Source organism: Kitasatospora sp. NPDC001683, assembly GCF_053596495.1.
The window spans coordinates 69,574-88,997 of sequence record NZ_JBSFGK010000001.1; the positions used below are offsets into that span (position 1 = coordinate 69,574).

At 74.2% G+C, this 19,424-nt stretch carries 17 protein-coding genes and 2 pseudogenes; 4 read left to right on the forward strand and 15 right to left on the reverse strand.

Annotation, left to right across the window (positions count from 1 at the left end; all coding sequences use genetic code 11):
• Positions 1-83: 83 nt before the first annotated feature.
• Genes ACWCYO_RS00325 through pdhA form a run of 3 tightly spaced genes read right to left on the reverse strand, consistent with a single transcriptional unit; the run spans position 84 to position 3,661 of the window.
• Complete coding sequence (locus ACWCYO_RS00325) at positions 84-1,517, reverse strand: dihydrolipoamide acetyltransferase family protein (RefSeq protein WP_270145738.1); 1,434 nt, start codon at positions 1,515-1,517, stop codon at positions 84-86.
• Positions 1,518-1,532: 15 nt separating this feature from the next.
• Positions 1,533-2,507: an alpha-ketoacid dehydrogenase subunit beta gene (locus ACWCYO_RS00330; RefSeq protein ID WP_405000681.1), complete on the reverse strand. Its 975-nt coding sequence runs from the start codon at positions 2,505-2,507 to the stop codon at positions 1,533-1,535.
• Complete coding sequence (gene pdhA, locus ACWCYO_RS00335) at positions 2,507-3,661, reverse strand: pyruvate dehydrogenase (acetyl-transferring) E1 component subunit alpha (protein WP_405000680.1); 1,155 nt, start codon at positions 3,659-3,661, stop codon at positions 2,507-2,509. The genes ACWCYO_RS00330 and pdhA overlap by 1 nt, the downstream gene beginning before the upstream one ends.
• 425 nt (positions 3,662-4,086) lie before the next feature.
• Here pdhA and ACWCYO_RS00340 point away from each other — a divergent pair, with 425 nt between their 5' ends.
• Complete coding sequence (locus tag ACWCYO_RS00340) at positions 4,087-4,746, forward strand: response regulator (protein WP_270145735.1); 660 nt, start codon at positions 4,087-4,089, stop codon at positions 4,744-4,746.
• 66 nt (positions 4,747-4,812) lie between these two features.
• Entirely contained in the window at positions 4,813-5,913 is a 1,101-nt protein-coding gene (locus ACWCYO_RS00345) for a phosphotransferase enzyme family protein (RefSeq protein ID WP_449782890.1), read from the forward strand.
• Between the two features lie 4 nt (positions 5,914-5,917).
• Here ACWCYO_RS00345 and ACWCYO_RS00350 read toward each other — a convergent pair whose 3' ends face one another.
• The 11 genes and pseudogenes from ACWCYO_RS00350 to ACWCYO_RS00400 all read right to left on the reverse strand — a co-directional run bounded on the left by ACWCYO_RS00350 (position 5,918) and on the right by ACWCYO_RS00400 (position 16,487).
• A complete protein-coding gene (locus ACWCYO_RS00350) occupies positions 5,918-7,657 on the reverse strand; it encodes a protein kinase domain-containing protein (RefSeq protein WP_449782891.1) in 1,740 nt (579 codons plus the stop codon).
• A gap of 112 nt (positions 7,658-7,769) precedes the next feature.
• Complete coding sequence (locus ACWCYO_RS00355; RefSeq protein WP_449782892.1) at positions 7,770-9,173, reverse strand: protein kinase domain-containing protein; 1,404 nt, start codon at positions 9,171-9,173, stop codon at positions 7,770-7,772.
• Between the two features lie 281 nt (positions 9,174-9,454).
• Complete coding sequence (locus ACWCYO_RS00360) at positions 9,455-10,069, reverse strand: bacterial proteasome activator family protein (RefSeq protein WP_270145731.1); 615 nt, start codon at positions 10,067-10,069, stop codon at positions 9,455-9,457.
• Positions 10,070-10,334: 265 nt separating this feature from the next.
• Positions 10,335-11,129, reverse strand: a complete 795-nt coding sequence (locus tag ACWCYO_RS00365) for a hypothetical protein (RefSeq protein WP_449782893.1) — start codon at positions 11,127-11,129, stop codon at positions 10,335-10,337.
• Positions 11,130-11,246: 117 nt separating this feature from the next.
• A complete protein-coding gene (locus ACWCYO_RS00370; RefSeq protein WP_449782894.1) occupies positions 11,247-12,224 on the reverse strand; it encodes an NAD(P)H-quinone oxidoreductase in 978 nt (325 codons plus the stop codon).
• A 36-nt stretch (positions 12,225-12,260) separates the two neighbouring features.
• The gene (locus ACWCYO_RS00375) at positions 12,261-12,443 is read right to left on the reverse strand and encodes a hypothetical protein (protein WP_449782895.1); all 183 of its coding nucleotides are present in this window, start codon (positions 12,441-12,443) and stop codon (positions 12,261-12,263) included.
• The gene (locus ACWCYO_RS00380) at positions 12,440-13,648 is read right to left on the reverse strand and encodes a molybdopterin molybdotransferase MoeA (protein WP_449782896.1); all 1,209 of its coding nucleotides are present in this window, start codon (positions 13,646-13,648) and stop codon (positions 12,440-12,442) included. The genes ACWCYO_RS00375 and ACWCYO_RS00380 overlap by 4 nt, the downstream gene beginning before the upstream one ends.
• A pseudogene (locus ACWCYO_RS00385) lies at positions 13,645-13,926 on the reverse strand (DUF6457 domain-containing protein); the annotation flags it as partial. The pseudogene ACWCYO_RS00385 and the gene ACWCYO_RS00380, both read right to left, overlap by 4 nt.
• A 242-nt stretch (positions 13,927-14,168) precedes the next feature.
• Positions 14,169-14,747, reverse strand: a pseudogene (mobA, locus tag ACWCYO_RS00390) (molybdenum cofactor guanylyltransferase); the annotation flags it as partial.
• 17 nt (positions 14,748-14,764) lie between these two features.
• Positions 14,765-15,730, reverse strand: a complete 966-nt coding sequence (locus tag ACWCYO_RS00395; protein ID WP_449782897.1) for an MBL fold metallo-hydrolase — start codon at positions 15,728-15,730, stop codon at positions 14,765-14,767.
• A gap of 109 nt (positions 15,731-15,839) precedes the next feature.
• The gene (locus tag ACWCYO_RS00400) at positions 15,840-16,487 is read right to left on the reverse strand and encodes an FMN-dependent NADH-azoreductase (protein WP_449782898.1); all 648 of its coding nucleotides are present in this window, start codon (positions 16,485-16,487) and stop codon (positions 15,840-15,842) included.
• Between the two features lie 102 nt (positions 16,488-16,589).
• On the opposite strand from ACWCYO_RS00400, the gene ACWCYO_RS00405 reads away from it, so the two are divergent.
• Positions 16,590-17,000 carry a winged helix-turn-helix transcriptional regulator gene (locus ACWCYO_RS00405; RefSeq protein WP_270145726.1) on the forward strand — a complete coding sequence of 137 codons (411 nt, stop codon included), beginning with the start codon at positions 16,590-16,592 and terminating at the stop codon, positions 16,998-17,000.
• Positions 17,001-17,095: 95 nt separating this feature from the next.
• On the opposite strand, the gene ACWCYO_RS00410 is transcribed toward ACWCYO_RS00405, so the two are convergent.
• A complete protein-coding gene (locus ACWCYO_RS00410; RefSeq protein WP_270145725.1) occupies positions 17,096-17,863 on the reverse strand; it encodes a polyprenol monophosphomannose synthase in 768 nt (255 codons plus the stop codon).
• A gap of 330 nt (positions 17,864-18,193) precedes the next feature.
• On the opposite strand from ACWCYO_RS00410, the gene manA reads away from it, so the two are divergent.
• Positions 18,194-19,402 carry a mannose-6-phosphate isomerase, class I gene (gene manA / locus ACWCYO_RS00415; protein ID WP_270145724.1) on the forward strand — a complete coding sequence of 403 codons (1,209 nt, stop codon included), beginning with the start codon at positions 18,194-18,196 and terminating at the stop codon, positions 19,400-19,402.
• Positions 19,403-19,424 lie beyond the last annotated feature (22 nt).

Sequence of the window (19,424 nt, forward strand, 5' to 3'; positions counted from 1 at the left end):
CCCCGGGGGGGGCCCCCCCGGCCGGGCCCCCGCCCCCCACGCCCGGGCCGGCCCGGGGCCCCTTCCCCGGTGCTACCCAACGGTCAGCCCCAGGTGATCAGGCGCTTCGGGAACTCCAGCAGACCGGCGATGTCGGCCAGCACCTTGGAGCCCAACTCCCCGTCCACCAGCCGGTGGTCGAAGGAGAGCGCGAGCGTGGTCACCTGGCGCGGGACCACCTTGCCCTTGTGCACCCACGGCAGCTCCCGGACCGCGCCGAAGGCCAGGATGGCCGCCTCGCCGGGGTTGAGGATCGGGGTGCCGGTGTCGACGCCGAAGACGCCGACGTTGGTGATGGTGACCGTGCCGCCCTGCATGTCGGCCGGCGAGGTCTTGCCCTGGCGCGCGGTCTCGACCAGCTCGCCGAGCGAAGTGGCCAGGCCGGCAAGGGTCTTGGACCCGGCGTCCTTGATGTTCGGGACGATCAGGCCGCGCGGGGTGGCCGCGGCGATGCCGAGGTTCACCTGGCCCTTGACCACGATCTCCTGGGCCGCCTCGTCCCACTGGGCGTTGATCTCCGGGTGGCGCTTGATCGCCACCAGCAGCGCCTTGGCGACCAGCAGCAGCGGGCTGACCCGGACGTCCCGGCCCAGCTCGCCGCTCTCCTTGAGCTTGCGGACGAACTTCATCGTGCGGGTCACGTCGACCTGGACGAACTCGGTGACGTGCGGGGCGGTGAAGGCCGAGGCCACCATCGCCTGGGCGGTCGCCTTGCGGACGCCCTTGATCGGCACCCGGACGTCGCCCGCGCCGAGCACCGGCGCCGGGGCCACGGCGGCCTCGGCCGCCTCGACCACGACCGGCTCGACGGCCGGGGCCGCCGGAGCGGCCTGGGCCGCGGCGTAGGCGTGCAGGTCCTCGCGGGTGATCACGCCGTCCGGGCCGGTCGGGGTGACGACCCGCAGGTCGATGCCGAGGTCCTTGGCCAGCTTGCGCACCGGCGGCTTGGCCAACGGCCGTGCGCCGACCGGCACTTCGGCCACCGGGGCGACCGGGGCCGGAGCCACCGGGGCCGGGGCGACCGGAGCGGGCTTCGGCGCGGTGGCCGTCGCCGTGGTGGTGGTCGTCCGCCGGGCCCGGCGCTGGGCGGTGCCGGTGCGCGGGCCGTAGCCGACCAGCACCTCCCGGCGCTCCGGCTCGGCCTCGGCGGCCGGCGCCGGAGCGGCAGGGACGGCGGCAGCGGCGGGCGCCGGCGCGGCGGCCGGAGCGGCCCCCGCCTCCCCGGCCACCGCCACCGAGATGATCACGGTGCCGACGTCGACCGTCGCGCCCTCGGGGAAGAAGAGCTGCTCGACGACCCCGTTGAACGGGATCGGCAGCTCCACCGCCGCCTTGGCGGTCTCCACCTCGCACACGACCTGCCCGTCGGTGACGGTGTCACCGGGCTTGACGTACCAGCTGAGGATCTCGGCCTCGGTGAGGCCCTCGCCCACGTCGGGCATCTTGAACTCGCGGAGCGAGCGAACTTCGGTGGTCATCTACGCTCCCCGGGATCAGTACGCGAGCGCGCGGTCGACGGCGTCGAGCACGCGGTCCAGGTCGGGGAGGAAGGCCTCCTCGACCCGGGACGGCGGGTACGGCGCGTAGTAGCCGCCGACCCGCAGGACCGGTGCCTCCAGGTGGTAGAAGCACCGCTCGGTGAGCCGGGCGGCCAGCTCGGCGCCCATGCCCAGGAAGACCGGCGCCTCGTGCACCACGACGGCCCGACCGGTGCGCTTGACCGACTCCTCCAGGGTGGTGAAGTCCACCGGGGAGAGCGAGCGCAGGTCGACGACCTCCAGCCGGCGGCCGTCCTCCTCGGCGGCCGCGGCGGCCTCCAGGCAGACCTTGACCATCGGGCCGTACGCGATCAGCGTCGCGTCGGTGCCGGGGCGGACGATCCGGGCGTCGTGCAGCCCCAGGTCGGCGGCGGCGCCGACCTCGCCCTTGTCCCAGTAACGCCGCTTGGGCTCCAGGAAGATGACCGGGTCATCGGACTCGATGGCCTGGCGCAGCATCCAGTGCGCGTCGTGCGCGTTGGACGGGGTGACCACCCGCAGACCGGCGGTGTGCGCGAAGTACGCCTCGTGCGACTCGCTGTGGTGCTCGACCGCGCCGATTCCACCCGCGTAGGGGATGCGCACGGTGACCGGCATCTTGACGTGGCCCAGCGCACGGGCGTGCATCTTGGCCAGCTGGGAGACGATCTGGTCGAAGGCCGGGTAGACGAAACCGTCGAACTGGATCTCCACCACCGGGCGGTAGCCGCGCAGCGCGAGGCCGATCGCGGTGCCCATGATGCCGGACTCGGCCAGCGGGCTGTCGATCACCCGGTCCTCGCCGAAGTCCTTCTGCAGGCCGTCGGTGATCCGGAAGACGCCGCCGAGCTTGCCGATGTCCTCGCCCATCAGGAGGGTCTTCGGGTCGTTCTCGAGCGACTTGCGCAGCGCCTCGTTGAGCGCCTTGGCGATGCTCAGCTGACCGGCCATCAGTGGTTCTCCCCCGCCTCGAAGGAGGCCGCGTACTCGACGTACTCGGCCCGTTCCTCATCGACCAGCGCGTGCGGCTCGCTGTACACGTGGTCGAAGATCAGCGTCGGGTCCGGGTCCGGCATGCTGCGCACGCCCTCGCGCACCCGCAGCCCCAGCTGCTCGCTCTCGGCGTCGACGGCGGCGAAGAACTCCTCGTCCGCCAGGCCCTCCTTCTCCAGGAGGGTGCGCAGCCGCAGGATCGGGTCCTTGGCCTTCCAGGCCTCGGTCTCCTCGGCGAGCCGGTAGCGGGTCGGGTCGTCGGAGGTGGTGTGCGCGCCCATCCGGTAGGTGAAGGCCTCGATCAGCACCGGGCCGTTGCCGCTGCGGGCGTGGTCGAGCGCCCAGCGGGTGACCGCGAGGCAGGCCAGCACGTCGTTGCCGTCGACCCGGACGCCCGGGAAGCCGAAGCCGGAGGCACGGCGGTACAGCGGGATCTTGGTCTGGGTGGTGGTGGGCTCGGAGATCGCCCACTGGTTGTTCTGGCAGAAGAACACCACCGGGGCGTTGTAGACCGAGGCGAAGGTGAAGGCCTCGTTGACGTCGCCCTGGCTGGAGGCGCCGTCGCCGAAGTACGCGATCACCGCGTCGTCGGCGCCGTCCTTGGTGATGCCCATCGCGTAGCCGGTGGCGTGCAGGGTCTGCGCGCCGATCACGATGGTGTAGAGGTGGAAGTTCTTCTCGTTCGGGTCCCAGCCGCCGTGGTTCACGCCGCGGAACATGCCGAGCAGGTTCAGCGGGTCGACGTCGCGGCACCAGGCCACGCCGTGCTCGCGGTAGGTCGGGAAGGCGTAGTCACCGGTGCGCATGGCCCGGCCGGAGCCGACCTGGGCGGCCTCCTGGCCGAGCAGCGAGGCCCACAGGCCCAGCTCGCCCTGGCGCTGGAGGGCGGTCGCCTCGCCGTCGAACCGGCGTACCAGCACCAGGTCGCGGTAGAGGGAGCGCAGTTCCTCCGGCGTGGTGGTGAGGGGGTAGTCCGGGTGCTCGACCCGCTCGCCTTCCGGCGTGAGCAGCTGTACGAGCTCCGGCTGGGCGTCCGTCCCCGTGGCGCGGAGGGTGTCAGGGACAGCGGGGGCCGCCTTCTTGCGAGCCCTCGCCGTGCTTTTGACGGTCACGTTCACTCCTCGGTCTGTCCGGCCGCCCGGGGTCGCCGGTGACCGGTCCGGTCACCGCCTCGCGGGGCGCGCGTGGGTGTGCGCACCTACTGCGTGGCAGGTGGTGATCCTGTTCCGACGGCGTCCCTCACGAGAACGTTACCCAGCGTCCGCCCTTGGCGCGCTTGCGCTAGGACGTCCTACTTGTTCAGGGCCTACAACCCCGAGGGTGCCGCGTACGGCTCGCCGTCGGAAGGGTGGGGGTGACGGTCGGCGTGACGCAGCTCTCAATTCGAGCGCCTTCAGGACACCAGCGCACGTTATCCGGGCGGAAGCCCGTACGTAAGGGGGTTCTCGGTATCGGTTTCGGCGACCGTGGCCGGATCACGTCTTCACGCCGCTGCGAACGATAGGCCTCGTGTGCGGTGATATGGGAGGCTTTGGGCGTGACTGATAACGGACAAATCAGGGTGTTCCTGCTCGACGATCACGAGGTCGTCCGACGGGGCGTGCACGATCTGCTCTCGGTCGAGGACGACATCGAGATCGTCGGCGAGGCCGGCACGGCCGCCGAGGCGCTCACCCGGATCCCCGCGGTCCACCCCGACGTCGCGGTGCTCGACGTCCGGCTGCCGGACGGCAACGGGGTCGAGGTCTGCCGGGAGATCCGCTCCCGGCTGCCCGAGATCAAGTGCCTGATGCTGACCTCGTTCTCGGACGACGAAGCGCTGTTCGACTCGATCATGGCGGGCGCCTCCGGCTACGTCCTGAAGGCGATCCGCGGCACCGACCTGATCGCCGCCGTCCGGGACGTCGCGGCCGGCCGCTCGCTGCTCGACCCGGTCGCCACCAGCCGGGTGCTCGCCCGGCTGCGCGACGGCGGCGAGAAGGAGGACGAACGGCTGGCCCAGCTCACCAAGCAGGAGCGGCGGATCCTCGACCTGATCGGCGAGGGGATGACCAACCGTCAGATCGGCAACGAGTTGCACCTGGCCGAGAAGACGGTGAAGAACTACGTCTCCAGTCTGCTCGCCAAGATGGGCATGGAGCGGCGCACCCAGGCGGCGGCGTACGTGGCGCGGCACCAGGCCGACCACCAGTACTGACCGGGCCTTTTTCACATCCCTGACGGTTTGTCAAGGGCCCCCACCAAGGGGCCATAACCTCTGCACGTGACTTTCAGCCAGACCCTCGCCTGCGCCCCGGCCCGCCCCGACCTCTCCGCCCCGCCGATGGGGACCCTCAGTCCACCCGTCCCGCGCAGCGCACTCACCGAGGTCCTGGCCCGCTTCCGGGTGGGAGGGCTGCTGACCGCCGAACCGGTCGCCGAAGGCCTGCTCAACCGGGGCTACCGGGTCACCACCGAGGCCGGTGCGTACTTCCTGAAGTGCTACGTCGACGCCGCCACCGCCAACCGCCCGAAGATCCTCGCCCACCACCGCGCCATGACCGACCTGGACGCCCTGGGACTGCCCGTGGCACCCCCGCTGAGCTGCGCCGACGGCGGCGGGACGGTGGTCGGCCGGGACGGCCGGCTGTTCGCGCTGTTCCCCTGGGTCGATGGCCGACACCGACACGGTACGGAGCTCGGACCGTCGCGGTGCGACGCCCTCGGCGCGCTGCTCGGCCGGCTGCACGGCGCGCTCGACGACGTCTGCGCCCCCCTCGAACAGCCTGCCGGCTACCGCAGCGCCGACCCCCTCGACAGCGCCGAACTCGCCCGCGACCTGCGGCGCCGCGCCCGCGAGCACCGCCCGTACGGCGAGCTGGACGCCCTGGTCGAACAGCGGCTCGAGGAACGGCTGGAACTGCTCGCCGAACACGCCCACCGCCGCCCCGACCCGCTCGCCGCCCCGCCCACCGGCTGGACCCACGGCGACTTCCACGGCCTCAACCTGCTGTACGCAGGGGGCCCGGACGGCGATCGGGTCGCCGCGGTGCTCGACTGGGACAAGCTCGGCCCGCAGCCGCGCGCCGAGGAGGCCGTGCGCGCCGCCACCCTGCTCTTCAACGACCGGACCACCGGCACCCTCGACCTGGTCCGGGTCCGCCGCTACTCACAGGCCTACCGGGCCTCCGGTGCCGCCACCGCCGAGCACCTGGCCGCGGCCGTCCACCGGGTCTGGTGGGAGCGGCTGAACGACTTCTGGATGCTGCAGTGGCGCTACCAGCGGGCCGACCACCGGGCCGACCCGCTCTACCCCGCCTCGGCGGGCCAGTTGGCGTGGTGGTGCCAGGAGTACGAGCAGGTCCTGGACGCCTTCGCCAACTGACCGGTCAGCCGCTGGCGGGCAGCGTCGCCCCGCCCGCGCCTCCGGCGCCACCGGCCGGCTTCGAGGGTGTCGCCGGCTTCGGGGTGGACGAGCTGCCGCCGTCGCCCGCCGGTGCGGACGGCGACGAGCTCGCCTCGCCGGTTGCCGTCGCGGTGTGGGTGGCGGTCGGCGTCGGCGTCGGGCTGGCGGTGTGCCCCCGGCCCGGACTCGGCGACGGCGACACGTTGTTGCCGCCACCGCCCCCGCTCCACCCGTACGACCCGTTGTCGGTCGGCTGCGGCGGCCGCCGGCTACCGGCTGCCGAGGACGGCGGCTGGGTCAGCTGCCCGTTGTTCTGGGTCGGCGTGGTCGTCTCGGTGCTGCTGACCACCGGGGCGGGCGTCGGGGGCGTGATGCGGTTCGTGGTGCCGCCACCGTCGCTGAGCGCGAAGGCGATCCCGGCCCCGGCCGCGACCAGCACGGCGATCCCGCCGGCCACCCAGCCCCACGGCCCGCGCCGCCGGCCGCCGTCCCCGCTGTGGTCGTCCTCGCCGCCACCGCCGTAACCGCCGCCGGCCCCCTGGTAGGGCGAGGGGCTGTGCTGGCCGCCCGCCGAGTACGGCAGCACCGAGGTCTGGTCACCGGCGCCGACGACCGCGCCGAAGGCCTGGGTGGCCGCCGTCTGGTCCGGCCGGAGCACCTGGGTGGCCCCGGTGTCGCCGGGCATCCCGGTCCCGGCGCCGACCCAGCCGGCGCCGGCCGCGCCGTGCATCTCGCGCAGCGCGTGCTGCAGGTGGGCGCGGAACTCGTCGGCGTCCTGGAAGCGGTCGTCCGGGTTCTTGGCGAGCGAGCGCAGCACCAGCGGGTCCAGGCCGACCGGCACCCGGCTGTTGACCTGCGAGGGCGGCACCGGCGGGTCCTGGACGTGCTGGTAGACCACCGAGAGCGGGGTGTCGCCGGTGAACGGCGGGCGCAGCGTGAGCAGCTCGTAGAGCATGCAGCCGGCCGCGTACAGGTCGGAGCGGTGGTCGACCGGCTTGCCGAGCGCCTGCTCGGGCGACAGGTACTGCGGGGTGCCCATGACCATGCCGGTCTGGGTCATCGTGGTGGCCCCGCCGGTCAGCGCCCGGGCGATGCCGAAGTCCATCACCTTGACCGCGCCGGTGGTGGTGATGCTCACGTTGGCGGGCTTGATGTCGCGGTGCACGATGCCGTTCCGGTGGCTGTAGGCCAGCGCCTCCAGCACCCCGGCGATGATGATCAGCGCCTGGTCGACCGGCGGCGCCTCCTCGTCCACCAGCAGCTCGCGGACGGTCCGGCCCTCGACCAGCTCCATCACGATGTACGGCGTGGACTCGTCCCCGACGTACTCCTCGCCGGTGTCGTAGACCGCGACGATCGCGTGGTGGTTCAGCGCCGCGACGGCGTGCGCCTCGCGCGTGAAGCGCAGCCGGGCGACGTCGTCCTGCGCCAGTTCGCCGCGCAGCAGCTTGACCGCGACGGTGCGGCCCAGCCGCACGTCCTCGGCGGCGAAGACCTCGGCCATGCCGCCGCGGCCGAGCCGGTGGGTCAGCCGGTAGCGGCCGTCACCGACCGTGCCCAGCGGCACCCCGCGGCCCGGCGTGTGCGGTCCGCCGGCCCCGCCGAACGGCGGCAGCGCGGAGGTCGCGGCTTCGCTGCCCGGCTCGGGGATCCTCGGCGTGCCGCCGGTCCGTCCGACCGCTCGGGCACCCGCCTCGTCGTCCGGCTGCTGCGTCTGTGCCATCGCTCCTCGCCCCGGGCGTTCGCTCGGATCGCGGTGCCCTGTCGCTTACGTATCCCCGAACGCTACCGCTTCCGGCGCGCAGGCGTGACACGCGCGGAGCGGCGGGAAACCGTCAGAGCGGACCGTTCCGGTCGGCCTGCGGGTCCACCACCACGACCGCGGCCGGCCGCTCGGAGTGGAACTTGGTGCTGCTGGTGGAGTCCTTCGCCTTGTTGACCACGATCGCGATGATGATGCCCGCCAGCACCAGCACGCCCACGATGATCGCGATCACCACGAAGGCCGTGGAGCAGCCGCCGCTGTTGGGCTTCGGCTGCTGGTACGGCGGCATCGGCTGCGGGCGCGGGGTGTGCATCGGCGGCCGCTGCCCCCCTTGCTGGAGGAACTGCGGCTGCGGCGTGTGCTGGGCCTGCGGACGCGGGGTCTGGTAGGCGGGCGGCGGGGTCTGGTACTGGGGCTGCTGCGGGAACGGGTGCGGAGTCTGCGGGTGCGGCGTCTGGTAGGCGGGCGGCGGGGTCTGGTACTGCGGCGGCTGCGCCTGGAACGGATGCGGGGTCTGCGGCGCGGCGTGCGCCGAGAGCGGCCCCTCCCTGATCACCAGCGGGGAGCTGGCCTGCAGCGCGTGCCCGCCGCCGCCCTTCAGCTCCGCGATCAGCCGCTCCGCCTCGTCCCGCATCGCGGCCGCGCTCTGGAAGCGGTGCGCCGGGTCCTTGCGCAGCGCCTGCGCCACGTAGGCGTCCACGGCCGGGGTGACCGAGCGGTTGAGGCTCGAGGGCGCCGGCGGCTCCTCCTGGACGTGCTTGTAGGCGATCGAGAAGGCCGAGTCGCCGTCGAAGACCAGCTGGCCGGTGAGCATCTCGAAGAGCATCACGCCGACCGAGTACAGGTCGGAGCGGGCGTCCACCGGCTTGCCGAGCGCCTGCTCGGGCGAGAGGTACTGCGGGGTGCCGACCACCATGCCGGTCTGGGTCATCGAGGTGACGCCGGATTCCAGCGCCCGGGCGATGCCGAAGTCCATGACCTTGACGTTGCCCTTGCGGTCGAACATGACGTTGCCGGGCTTGATGTCGCGGTGCACCAGGCCCATGTCGTGCGAGGCCTCCAGTGCGTTCAGCACGCCGACGGTGACCTTCAGGGCGTCCTCGGTCGGCACCGCCCCGTGCTGGGCGACCGCCTCGTTGATCGTCTCGCGCAGGCCCTTGCCGTCGATCAGCTGCATGACGATGTACGGCGTGCTGGAGCCGTCCGGGGCGATGTCCTCGCCGCTGTCGTACACCGTGACGATGTTCGGGTGCTCCAGCCGGGCCACGGCCTGGGCCTCGCGGCGGAACCGCTCCTTGAACGAGTCGTCCCGGCCCAGCTCGCTGTGCATGCTCTTCAGCGCGACCTGCCGGTCCAGCACGCTGTCGTACGCGAGGTGCACGGAGGCCATGCCGCCCTCGCCCAGCAGCCGCTGCAGCACATAGCGGCCGTTGCCCAGGGAGAAGCCCTCGACCGCGTTGCCGTGCTCGCTCATGGTCCTCTGCTCCCCCTCGGCGCGGTGGTGCTGCCGCGACCGTGACGTCGGTCTCGTCCGTACGTGGTGGGCCCGGCCCGCTGGCCCGGCGATCCCCTGTCGCGGCGGGTCGACCGGCCAGCGACAGGGGTCAGGGTATCGGCTTCCGCCGACGGTGATCGGTCCAGGGCCGATCCTGGCCCCGGACCGTCGGCGCCGTCCTGCGGCGGTGCGGTCCGGGGCGGATCGTCGTGGTACGTCCGGCCCCGGTGGCGGGCCGGGGGCCTACAGGGCCGGGCGGCTTACAGGTACGGGCCGGACCGGATGCCGCGGCCCTGGCCCGGCTCCTCCTCGTCCGGCTCGCCGCCGTGCAAACCGGGCGGCAGCGCGCGCCGCATCTGCTCCAGCTGCGCCCGCGCGGCCATCTGCTGGGCGAACAGGGCGGTCTGGATGCCGTGGAACAGGCCCTCCAGCCAACCCACCAGCTGGGCCTGGGCGATCCGCAGCTCGGCCTCGGTCGGGATGCTGTCCTCGGTGAAGGGCAGCGAGAGCCGCTCCAGCTCGGCGACCAGCTCCGGGGCCAGCCCGAGCTCCAGCTCCTTGATCGAACTGGCGTGGATGTCCTTCAGCCGGGCCCGGCTGGCCTCGTCGAGGGGCGCCGCCCGCACCTCCTCCAGCAGCTGCTTGATCATGCTGCCGATGCGCATGACCTTGGCGGGCTGCTCGACCATCTCGGTCACCGGGAGCTCGCGGGGCACGTCCGCCTCGTCGTCCCCCTCCATCGTTGCCCCGGCGAACCCCTGGCCCACGGGCAGCCCGTCCGGTCCGACGATCAGCACCTTCTGGCCGTCCTGCGACTGCCCGCCGGCGGCCCGGAAGGGCTCCTGCGACGAGCGCTCGTTCATCGGATTCGTCATGAACAACATTCTCTCTCACTGGGGTTGGTCGGGCGGAAGCCCCCGTTCGTCCCGCCGGCCTGCGCCACCCGGGACGACGGTACGCCTCCGCGGCCCGCCCGGGAATCCGTACGGGTACTCAGTTCCCGGGCCGCCCCGACCGTCTGGCCGACGCCGCGCCGCGCGCACGGCATCGCAGAACCCACGCCGAACCCGGCTCGCCCCGCCCCGGAACTCCCACCGGATCTCCACAGCGCGCGCCACCGGGTGCGCCCGTCGCCGGGGCTCAGCCCTTCCGCAGCCGCAGGCCGATCAGACCCAGGCCGCAGCCGATCAGCCCCAGACCCACGCCCAGCGGCAGCTGGAGGGTGGACGGGTCCTGCCAGCGGGCGGGCAGGACGGCCGGGACGGCCGCAACTGCCACGGGTTGGCCGGAGGCCGTCGTGACGGTGCCGGTGCCCTGGACGGCGGCGGGAGCCGATGCGTCCGGCGCGCCCGAGTCCGAGTCCGAGTCCGCGCCCGGGTCCGGCTGGTCGGCCGGGACACCCTGGTCCTGGGCCTGCTCGGGCGGCTGCTCGACGGCCTGGTCCTGGGCCTGCTCGGGCGGCTGCTCGACGGCCTGGTCCTGGGCCTGGTCCGGCGCTTGGTCGGGTGCCTGGTCGGGGGCCTGGTCGGGCGCCCAACCGGGCCACTGGTCCGGCACCCGGCGCACGGCCGTGTCCGGGCGCTCCGGCGCCGAGGCCGGGCGGCGGTGGTGGTGGTGCGTCCACAGTTCGGTGAGGTCCGGGCGCAGCCGGTTGGGCACGGAGCGCCGCGGCGGCGCCGCGTTGGGCGACGGGGCGATGGCCTCGGGCTGGGAGGTCCGCTCGTCGGAACCGGGAGCCGGGGAGTCCGCCGCCGGCGCCGAGGCGCTCGGCGACGGGTCCGCCGGCGACGGGTCCGCCGGCGCCGCGGTCGCGGCGGCGAGCGGGAGCGTCAGTCCCAGCACGGCCGCCGCGAGCAGCCGCTGGGAACGGCGGCTACGACGGTGGTGCGGCGCGGCGGGCAGGGGCCCGAGGACGTCGTGCGGAGATGCGGCCACGGTCGAGTCCTTCCGACGGCCGACCGCGCCCGGGGGCGGGGTCGGCGGCAGGACAGCTCCGGACCAGCCTCACACAATCCGACAATCACGGCATTTCGAGCCCCTGCGCGGCGCCGCTCAGGCCGTCAGCACGACCTTCCCGACCTGCTCCCCCGCCTCCAGCACCCGGTGCGCCTCGGCGGCGGCGGTCAGCGGCAGCACCCGGTCCACCACCGGCTTCACCACCCCGAACTCGACCAGCGGCCACACGTGCTCCCGCACCGCCGCCACGATCGCCGCCTTCTCCGCCAGTGGCCGACCGCGCAGGTTGGTGGCGATCACCGCGGCCCGCTTGCGCAGCAGCGCGTTGAGGTCGAGCTCGCCCTTCACCCCGCCCTGCAGCCCGATGATCACCAGCCGCCCGTTGACCGCCAGCGCGTCCACGTTCCGCTGCAGGTACCTGGCGCCCATGATGTCCAGGATCACGTCCGCGCCGGCCCCGTCGGTGGCCTCCCGGAGCGCCTCGACGAAGTCCTGCTCGCGGTAGTTGATCGCGATGTCCGCGCCCAGCTCGGTGCACCGGGCCAGCTTCTCCGCGCTGCCCGCCGTCACCGCGACCCGCGCGCCGACCGCCTTGGCCAGCTGGATCCCCATCGTCCCGATCCCGCTCGCGCCGCCGTGCAGCAGCACCGTCTCGCCCGGCCGCAGGTGGGCGGTGAGGAAGACGTTGGACCACACCGTGGAGGCCACCTCCGGCAGCGCCGCGGCCTGCTCCGGGCCCATCCCCTTCGGCAGCGGCAGCAGCTGCCCGCTCGGCACCGCGACCCGCTGCGCGTAGCCGCCGCCGGCCAGCAGGGCGCACACCTCGTCACCGACCGCCCAGCCGGCCACGCCCGGCCCGAGCGCGACGATCCGCCCGGCGCACTCCAGCCCCGGGTAGGGCGAGGCGCCGGGCGGCGGGTTGTAGGAGCCCTGCCGCTGGAGCAGATCGGCACGGTTGACGGCGGTGGCCGCCACCTCGACCAGGACCTCGCCCTCGCCGGGCACCGGGTCGGGCACCTCGGCCCACACCAGTGCCTCGGGGCCGCCGGGTACGGGAATCGTCATCGCATGCATGCCCCGAACCTACTGCGCCTCACGGCAGTTCGTGAGTCAGGCCTCGCCCCGGTCGGTGGACTTGCTGACGATCACCCGGTCGGTGAGCCGCAGCACGGCCGCCTCCGGTTCGTCGTAGTCGGGCACCCGCCGGCCGCGCACCACCGCGACCACCAGGTCCTCGCACTCCCGCGGACCGTGCCCGGCCTTCGGCCGGGGGTGCCCCCGGCGCGCGCTCACGGCGCCTCCACCAGCTCGACGGCCTCCCCCGCTGCCGCGCCGCCGGGCGGGATCACGGCCAGCGCCTCGGCCCGGGCGAGGCCGCGCAGCATCGCGGGCCCGTCGAAGGCGAGCGGCACGACGCCCTCGGCGGTGCGCCGCACCGGCTGCAGCCGGGTGTCCACCGGATGTCCGGGCAACACGACGGCCGCCGGGGCGAGCGCGGGGCCGACGGCGGCCCGCCCGCCGCGGGCGTGCAGCAGCGGCAGGGCGAGCGTGACCATCCCGGCGGCGGCGGCCAGCGGGTTGCCCGGCAGGCCCACCAGGTGGCGCCCGCCGGGGAGTTCGGCCAGCAGCATGGGGTGGCCGGGCCGGACGGCCACGCCGTCGACCAGCAGTCTGGCGCCGACCTCGGCGAGCGCCCGGTGCAGGAAGTCCACCGGGCCGGCGGCCGTGCCTCCGGTGGTGATCACGACGTCGGCGGTCGAGTGCCGCAGGGCGTCCCGCAGCAGCCCGAAGTCGTCCCGGACGCACCGGACTTCGGCCACCTCGGCGCCGACCGCCCGCAGCCAGGGCGGCAGCAGCGGGCCGAGCGCGTCCCGCACCAGCCCCGGGCCGGGGATCCCGCGGTCGAGCAACTCGTCGCCCAGCACCAGCAGTTGGACCACCGGACGGCGGCGCACGGCGAGCCGGTCGTGACCGCAGGCGGCGGCCAGGCCGAGCACCGCCGGCCCGACCACCGTCCCGGCGGGCAGCAACTCCTCGCCGCGGCGGCACTCCTGGCCGCGCGGGCGGACGTCCTGGCCGGTGGTCAGCTGCTGCGGACCGCGGTCGCGCAGCAGCGTGCCCTCCGCCCGGCCGTGCTCGCGGCGCAGTACGGCGGTGGCGCCGGGCGGCAGTTGGGCGCCGGTGGCGATCTCGACGGCGCTGCCGTCGGCCAATGGCGGCACCTCGGTGCGACCGGCCAGCAGCCGCCCGGCGACCCGCCACGGCCCGGGCCCGGCCACCGCCCAGCCGTCCATCGCGGAGGTGTCGAAGGCGGGCAGGTCGGTCAGCGCGCCGAGCGGTTCGGCGAGGACGTGCCCGAGCGCCTCGGCCAGCGGCAGCCCGACCACCGGCAGCGGGCGCAGGCCGGCGCCGCGCGCGGTCTCCCGGGCGCGCGACCAGCTCAGCACGCCGGGACCGGTGGACGAGGCGGCCGCGCTGGTCTGTCCGACCGCGCTCACGGCCCCTCCGGGCCGTCGACCGGCTTCCACCCCTCGGCGAGCGCCGTGGTCCGCCGGGCCGCCTCGGCGACGGCCTCCGCCCCGCCGCCCTGCTGGGCGGCCGCGTAGCCGATCAGGAAGGCCGTCAGCGGCGCGGCCGGCCGGGCCACTCCGTGCGCGACCACCCGGGCCATGTCGAGCAGTCCCCGGACGTCCACGTCCAGGTCGATGCCCAGGTCGGCCTTGACCTCGGCGATCCAGTCTTCCAGCGTGCGCTCCATGCGCCCATGCTGCCCGATCAGCGGTTTCCCCGGAGTGTTCACCCCGTGTGCGGCGCGCGTCGTCTCCCTCACGGCCCGGGGGCGGGCCCGGTGAGATTCCCGCCCCGACGCCTGGTCACCGGCACCCTCCGCCGCCCGGCCCGGACCGCCGAGCGCGCCGGAACCGCCGGGCGCACCCGGCCCCACCCACGACGGCCGCGATCTCCCGCGCCCCCACCCCGAGCGACCGCGCACCCGTCACCTCCGACCGGCGCTCAGGGCCGCTCCCGCTCCCTCGCCTGCTCCAGGTCCTCCCAGGTGTCGCAGTCGTACGCGACGTTGTCCGTGTCGGCCACCCGCAGCCGGTTCAGCCCGCCGACGAGACGGCGCAGCGGCTGCCCGGCCGGGTCGCCGAGCGCGGCCAGCGCGGCGCGCAACGCGGTGGTGCGGTAGGCGGCGGTGAGCGGCTGGTCGCGCCCGCCGGCGTCGACCAGTACGGCGGCGTCCGCGTGGGCCCCGGTCTCGTCGAGGGCGGACGCCAGCCGCTCCACCGTCCGCCGGTCGAGGAAGGGCAGGTCGGCGGCGAGCAGCAGCACGGTGTCCGCGGTGACCAGCTCGAGTCCCGCCGCGACGGCGGCGACCGGCCCGCCGCCGGGCGGCCGCTCCCTGGTCCAGCGGACGCCCTCGCGCACGGTCGGCCGCGCCGGGCCGACCACGACGGTGGTCCGGGCGCCCGCGCACGCGGCGAGCACCCGGTCCAGCAGGGTGGTCTCCCCCACGGTCAGGCCGGGTTTGTCGGCCCCGCCGAGCCTCCGGGCCGCGCCGCCCGCCGGAACGATCACGTCGTACGGCGTCGCCATGAGGCCAGTATCCCGCCCTACCCGGCGGCGCCGTCCTCTCCGCCCTCCCGGTCCGCTCCGGGCTCCGCGGAGGCGGCCCGGGCGGTGTTCGCGGCCGCGCCCAGGTGCAGGAAGGACGGCAGGGTCAGTTCCCCGTACCGCTCGTTCATCGCCGTGATCAGTGCCTCCGGGTCGTCCGGGTGCTCGGCGAGCAGCCGGTCGAAGTCCCGCAGGTACTCCCCGGTGAAGGCGAGCACCCGGGCGGCGTCGTCGCCCTGTTCGGGGGCGCGGTGCCCGGCGATGACCCGGTCGACGCCGAGGTCGGCGATCTGGCCGAGGTTGTGGCCCCAGGTGGTGCGCTGGGCCGGGGTGGTGTCGGCGGTCCACAGGTGGGTGCCGTTGCCGGCGAAGTCCCCGGCGATCACGGTCCGGATGCTGGGCACGTGGACGACCGTGGACTCCCCGCAGTCGGCCTGGCCGAGCAGCAGCACCGGGATGACCTGGCGGTCGAGCATCAGCGGCTGCGGCAGCAGCGGGGAGGGGATCAGCGGGTGGTCCGGGATGTCGTCGCCGTAGACCGGCTTCCACTGGGCGACCTTGGCCGCGACGGTGCGCCGGATGCCCTCGACCACCGCCGGTGCGGCCAACAGCTGGGCGTCCGGGAAGAGCTTCAGCACCTCCTCGGCGCCGAAGTAGTGGTCGGGGTGCTGGTGGGTGACCACGATGGCGAGCAGCCGGCGGCCCTTGCCCGCGACCCACTCGGCCAGTTCGCGCCCGGCGCTGCGGGTGAGCTGGGCGTCCACCAGGATCGCGGTCCGCTCCCCGAGGATCAGCGTGGAGGTGGTGAAGAAGGCCGACTCGGGCCCGGTGAAGACGGCGACCTCGAGCGGCCGGGCCGTCTGCTCGGTCCGCTCCGCGTCGTCCGTGTCGTCGGCGGCGGCCGCGACGGGCTCGGCGTCCACCCCTTCCGCGCCGGCGTTCTCCTCGGGCGGGGACGACGTCACGGGATGCTCCCTCTGGTCGGCGGTCGGACTTCCTGCGCCCTACAGCATGGAAGTGCCGGCGGCCGATCGTGCGGAAGGCGCGCCCGGCGGGCGCGCCTTCGGACGCACGTCACACCGCGGCGCGGCCCGCGAGCTCCTTGGCCCGCCGAACGGCCTGCTCCAGGGCCTGGGCCTTGGACTCGGCGGCCGCCGGGATGAAGTCGGCCATCGCCGGGACGCTCGCCGCGAGGGTGAACTCCGGCACGATGAAGTCGACCTCCAGCCCGAGCATTCCGGTCAGCACCTTCTCCAGGTAGGTGGTGACGAACTCGTACGGCTCGCGCGGGGCGCCGGGCGCGTACGAGCCACCGCGGGAGGCGACCACGGTGACCGGGGTGCCCTTGGCGGAGGGCTCCTCGCCGGCGGTGCGGCCCATCAGGATCACGTGGTCGAGCCAGGCCTTGAGGGTCGACGGGATCGTGAAGTTGTACATCGGGGTGCCGATCAGCACGGCGTCGGCGGACTCCAGCTCGACCATCAGCTGCTCGCGCAGCGCGAAGGCGTCGCTCTGCTCGGCGGTGCGGGCCTCGGCCGGGGTGAAGCCGGCGGCGATGCCGTGGGCGTCCAGGTGCGGGACCGGCTCGGCGGCGAGGTCCCGGCGGATCACCGTGCCGTCGGGGTGCTCGGCCTGCCAGGCGGCCAGGAAGGCGGCCGTGACCTCGCGGGAGACGGAACCGTCGGCGAGCGCCGAGGAGTCGATGTGCAGGAGCGTGGGCATGGAGGACCTCCAGAGAAATAAGCAGCTGCTCTTTCCGCCGCAGCTGAAACTACCGTAGCAGCTTACTTTTCTTCAGTCACTAGTGTCGAGTACGCTGGATGCATGGCCGAGCACGAAGCAGTCACCGACGCAGCCCCCACCGCCGTCGACGCGTGCACCACCGACCCCGGCCACGGCGCCTGCGTCAACGTCGACCTGGCTCTCAACCGGGTCTTCACCCTGCTCGGCAAGCGCTGGACCGGCATGCTGCTGGGCGTGCTCAACAACGGCGGTCCGGCCTACTTCTCCGAGCTGCGCCGCGCCGTCCCGGGCATCAGCGAGCGGATGCTCTCCGACCGGCTGACCGAGCTGACCGAGGCCGGACTGGTGGTCCGCGAGGTCGACCCCGGCCCCCCGCTGCGGGTCAGCTACCGGCTCACCGAGGGCGGCGTCGCCCTGAAGCCGGCCCTCACCGAACTGGCCCGCTGGGCCGACCGCTACCTGCCGGAGAGCGCCCTCAAGGGCGGCTGCTGACCGGCCCGACCCGGCCGCCGACCGACCGGCCCGGATACGCCGAAGGCCCGCCCGCCATTCCCGGCAGACGGGCCCTCGTCACGAGAACTCGGAACTCAGCGCTTCGCGGCGCCACCGCGCACGCGGGCCACCCGGTCGGCGATGCCCCAGGAGGTCACCCGCCAGAGCGCCTCGACCACGATGTTGCGGCTCATCTTGGAGGCGCCGAGCTCGCGCTCGACGAAGGTGATCGGCACCTCGGCGACCTTGAAGCCCGCCTTCACCGTGCGCCAGGCGAGGTCGACCTGGAAGCAGTACCCGGCCGAGGCCACCTCGTCCATGCCCAGGCCCAGCAGGGTCTCCTTGCGGAAGGCCCGGTAGCCGCCGGTGACGTCCCGGATCGGCACGCCCAGCATCAGCCGCGAGTACGTCGAGCCGCCGCGGGAGAGCAGCAGCCGCGACTTCGGCCAGTTCACCACCCGGCCGCCCGGCACCCAGCGCGAGCCGAGCACCAGGTCGGCGCCGCGCAGCGCGTTCAGCAGCCGGTCCAGTTCCTCGGGCTGGTGCGAGCCGTCCGCGTCCATCTCGACCAGGACGTCGTAGCCGTTGTCGATGCCCCAGCGGAAGCCCGCGAGGTAGGCGGCGCCCAGGCCCTCCTTGCCCTTGCGGTGCATGACGTGGACGTTGCCGTCCTCGGCGGCCAGCTTGTCGGCCAGCTCGCCGGTGCCGTCGGGGCTGTTGTCGTCGGCGACCAGCACGTGGGCCTCGGGCACCGAGGCCCGGACCCGGCCGACGATCCGCTGGACGTTCTCCGCCTCGTTGTAGGTCGGGATGATCACCAGGACCTTGCCGAGATCAGCAAAACTCTGCTGGTTCACGGTCACGTACAAACCTCTCGGCCGATGGCGGGGAGTGCCAGAACACCGTCGCCCACACTCTGGAACGCGGCCCCACCGGCAGCCCGCCGACGGGATGACCACGGTGGGGAAATGCTGCGGGGGGCGGAGACCACTGCGTCCTGGCATCCTACTACCGCGCCCGGGAACCGCCGGTCGGACCACGGCACTCCCACCGGATGGCCACCGTTTCCCCGCGGGCGACCCAGGTCAGCTAGGGTCGATGCCCTTGCCCGTGCCCGGACCCGCCCGCACCGCCGGGCCCGCCCCGGCGATCCGGCACACCGGCCCCGTCAGCGAAGGAGTAGGACCGCGCGCATGGACAGGCTCGTCAACACCGTCCGCCCGTACGCCTGGGGGTCGCTCACGGCCCTGCCCGAGCTGCTGGGGCAGGAGCCGACCGGCGAACCGCAGGCCGAGCTGTGGATGGGCGCCCACCCCGGCGACCCGTCCCGCGCCGACCGCGGCGAAGGCCCGCGACGGCTGGACGAGCTGATCGCGGCCGACCCCGAGGGCGAGCTCGGCGCCGCGAGCGTGGCCCGGTTCGGTCCGACCCTGCCGTTCCTCTTCAAGGTGCTCACCGCGGGCATCCCGCTGTCCATCCAGGCCCACCCCACGCTGGAGCAGGCCCGGGCCGGCTTCGCCGCCGAGAACGGCCTCGGCATCCCGCTGGACGCCCCCGAGCGCAGCTACCGCGACGACAACCACAAGCCCGAAATGGTCTGCGCGCTGGGCGAGTTCGAGGGTCTGTGCGGCTTCCGCCGGCCCGCCGAGGCGGCCGCGCTGATGGCCGCCCTCGCGGTGCCCGAGCTGGAGCCGCTGATCAAGCTGCTGTCGGTCGGGGCCGGCGGCGACGCCGGGGCGGAGGCCGAGGCGCTGCGCGGCGCCCTGGCCGCCCTGCTCACCATGGACGACGCGACCGCCGAGCGGACCGTCCGGAAGACCGTCGCGGCGCTGGCCGAGTCGGACCCGGACGGCGAGCACGCCCCGTACGCCCGGATCGCCGAGGACTTCCCGGACGACCGCGGCGTGATCGCCGGCATGCTGCTCAACCACTTCCGGCTGCGGGCCGGCGAGGCGCTCTACCTGGGCGCCGGAGTGCCGCACGCCTACCTGTCCGGCGTCTGCGTGGAGCTGCAGGCCAACTCGGACAACGTGCTGCGGGCCGGCCTCACCCCCAAGCACATCGACGTGCCGGAGCTGCTGAAGGTCGTGCTCTTCGAGCCCGGCGCCCCCGAGGTGGTGCACCCCGTCCCGGTCGGGGCCACCCCCGGCGAGCAGCTCTACCCCGTCCCGATCGACGAGTTCCGGCTCTCCCGCTTCGAACTGGACGGCGTCGAGCGCGAGATCGACGGCCGCACCCCGCAGATCCTGCTCTGCACCGGGGGCACCGTGCGCCTCACCGCCGCCGACGGCGCCGTGCTCGACCTCGCCCGCGGCCAGTCCGCCTTCCTCCCGGCCACCGGCACCCCGACCCGCCTCTCCGGCACCGGCAGCACGCTCTTCCGCGCCACCGTCACGGTCTGACGGCGCCCACCCCGCCCGAGGG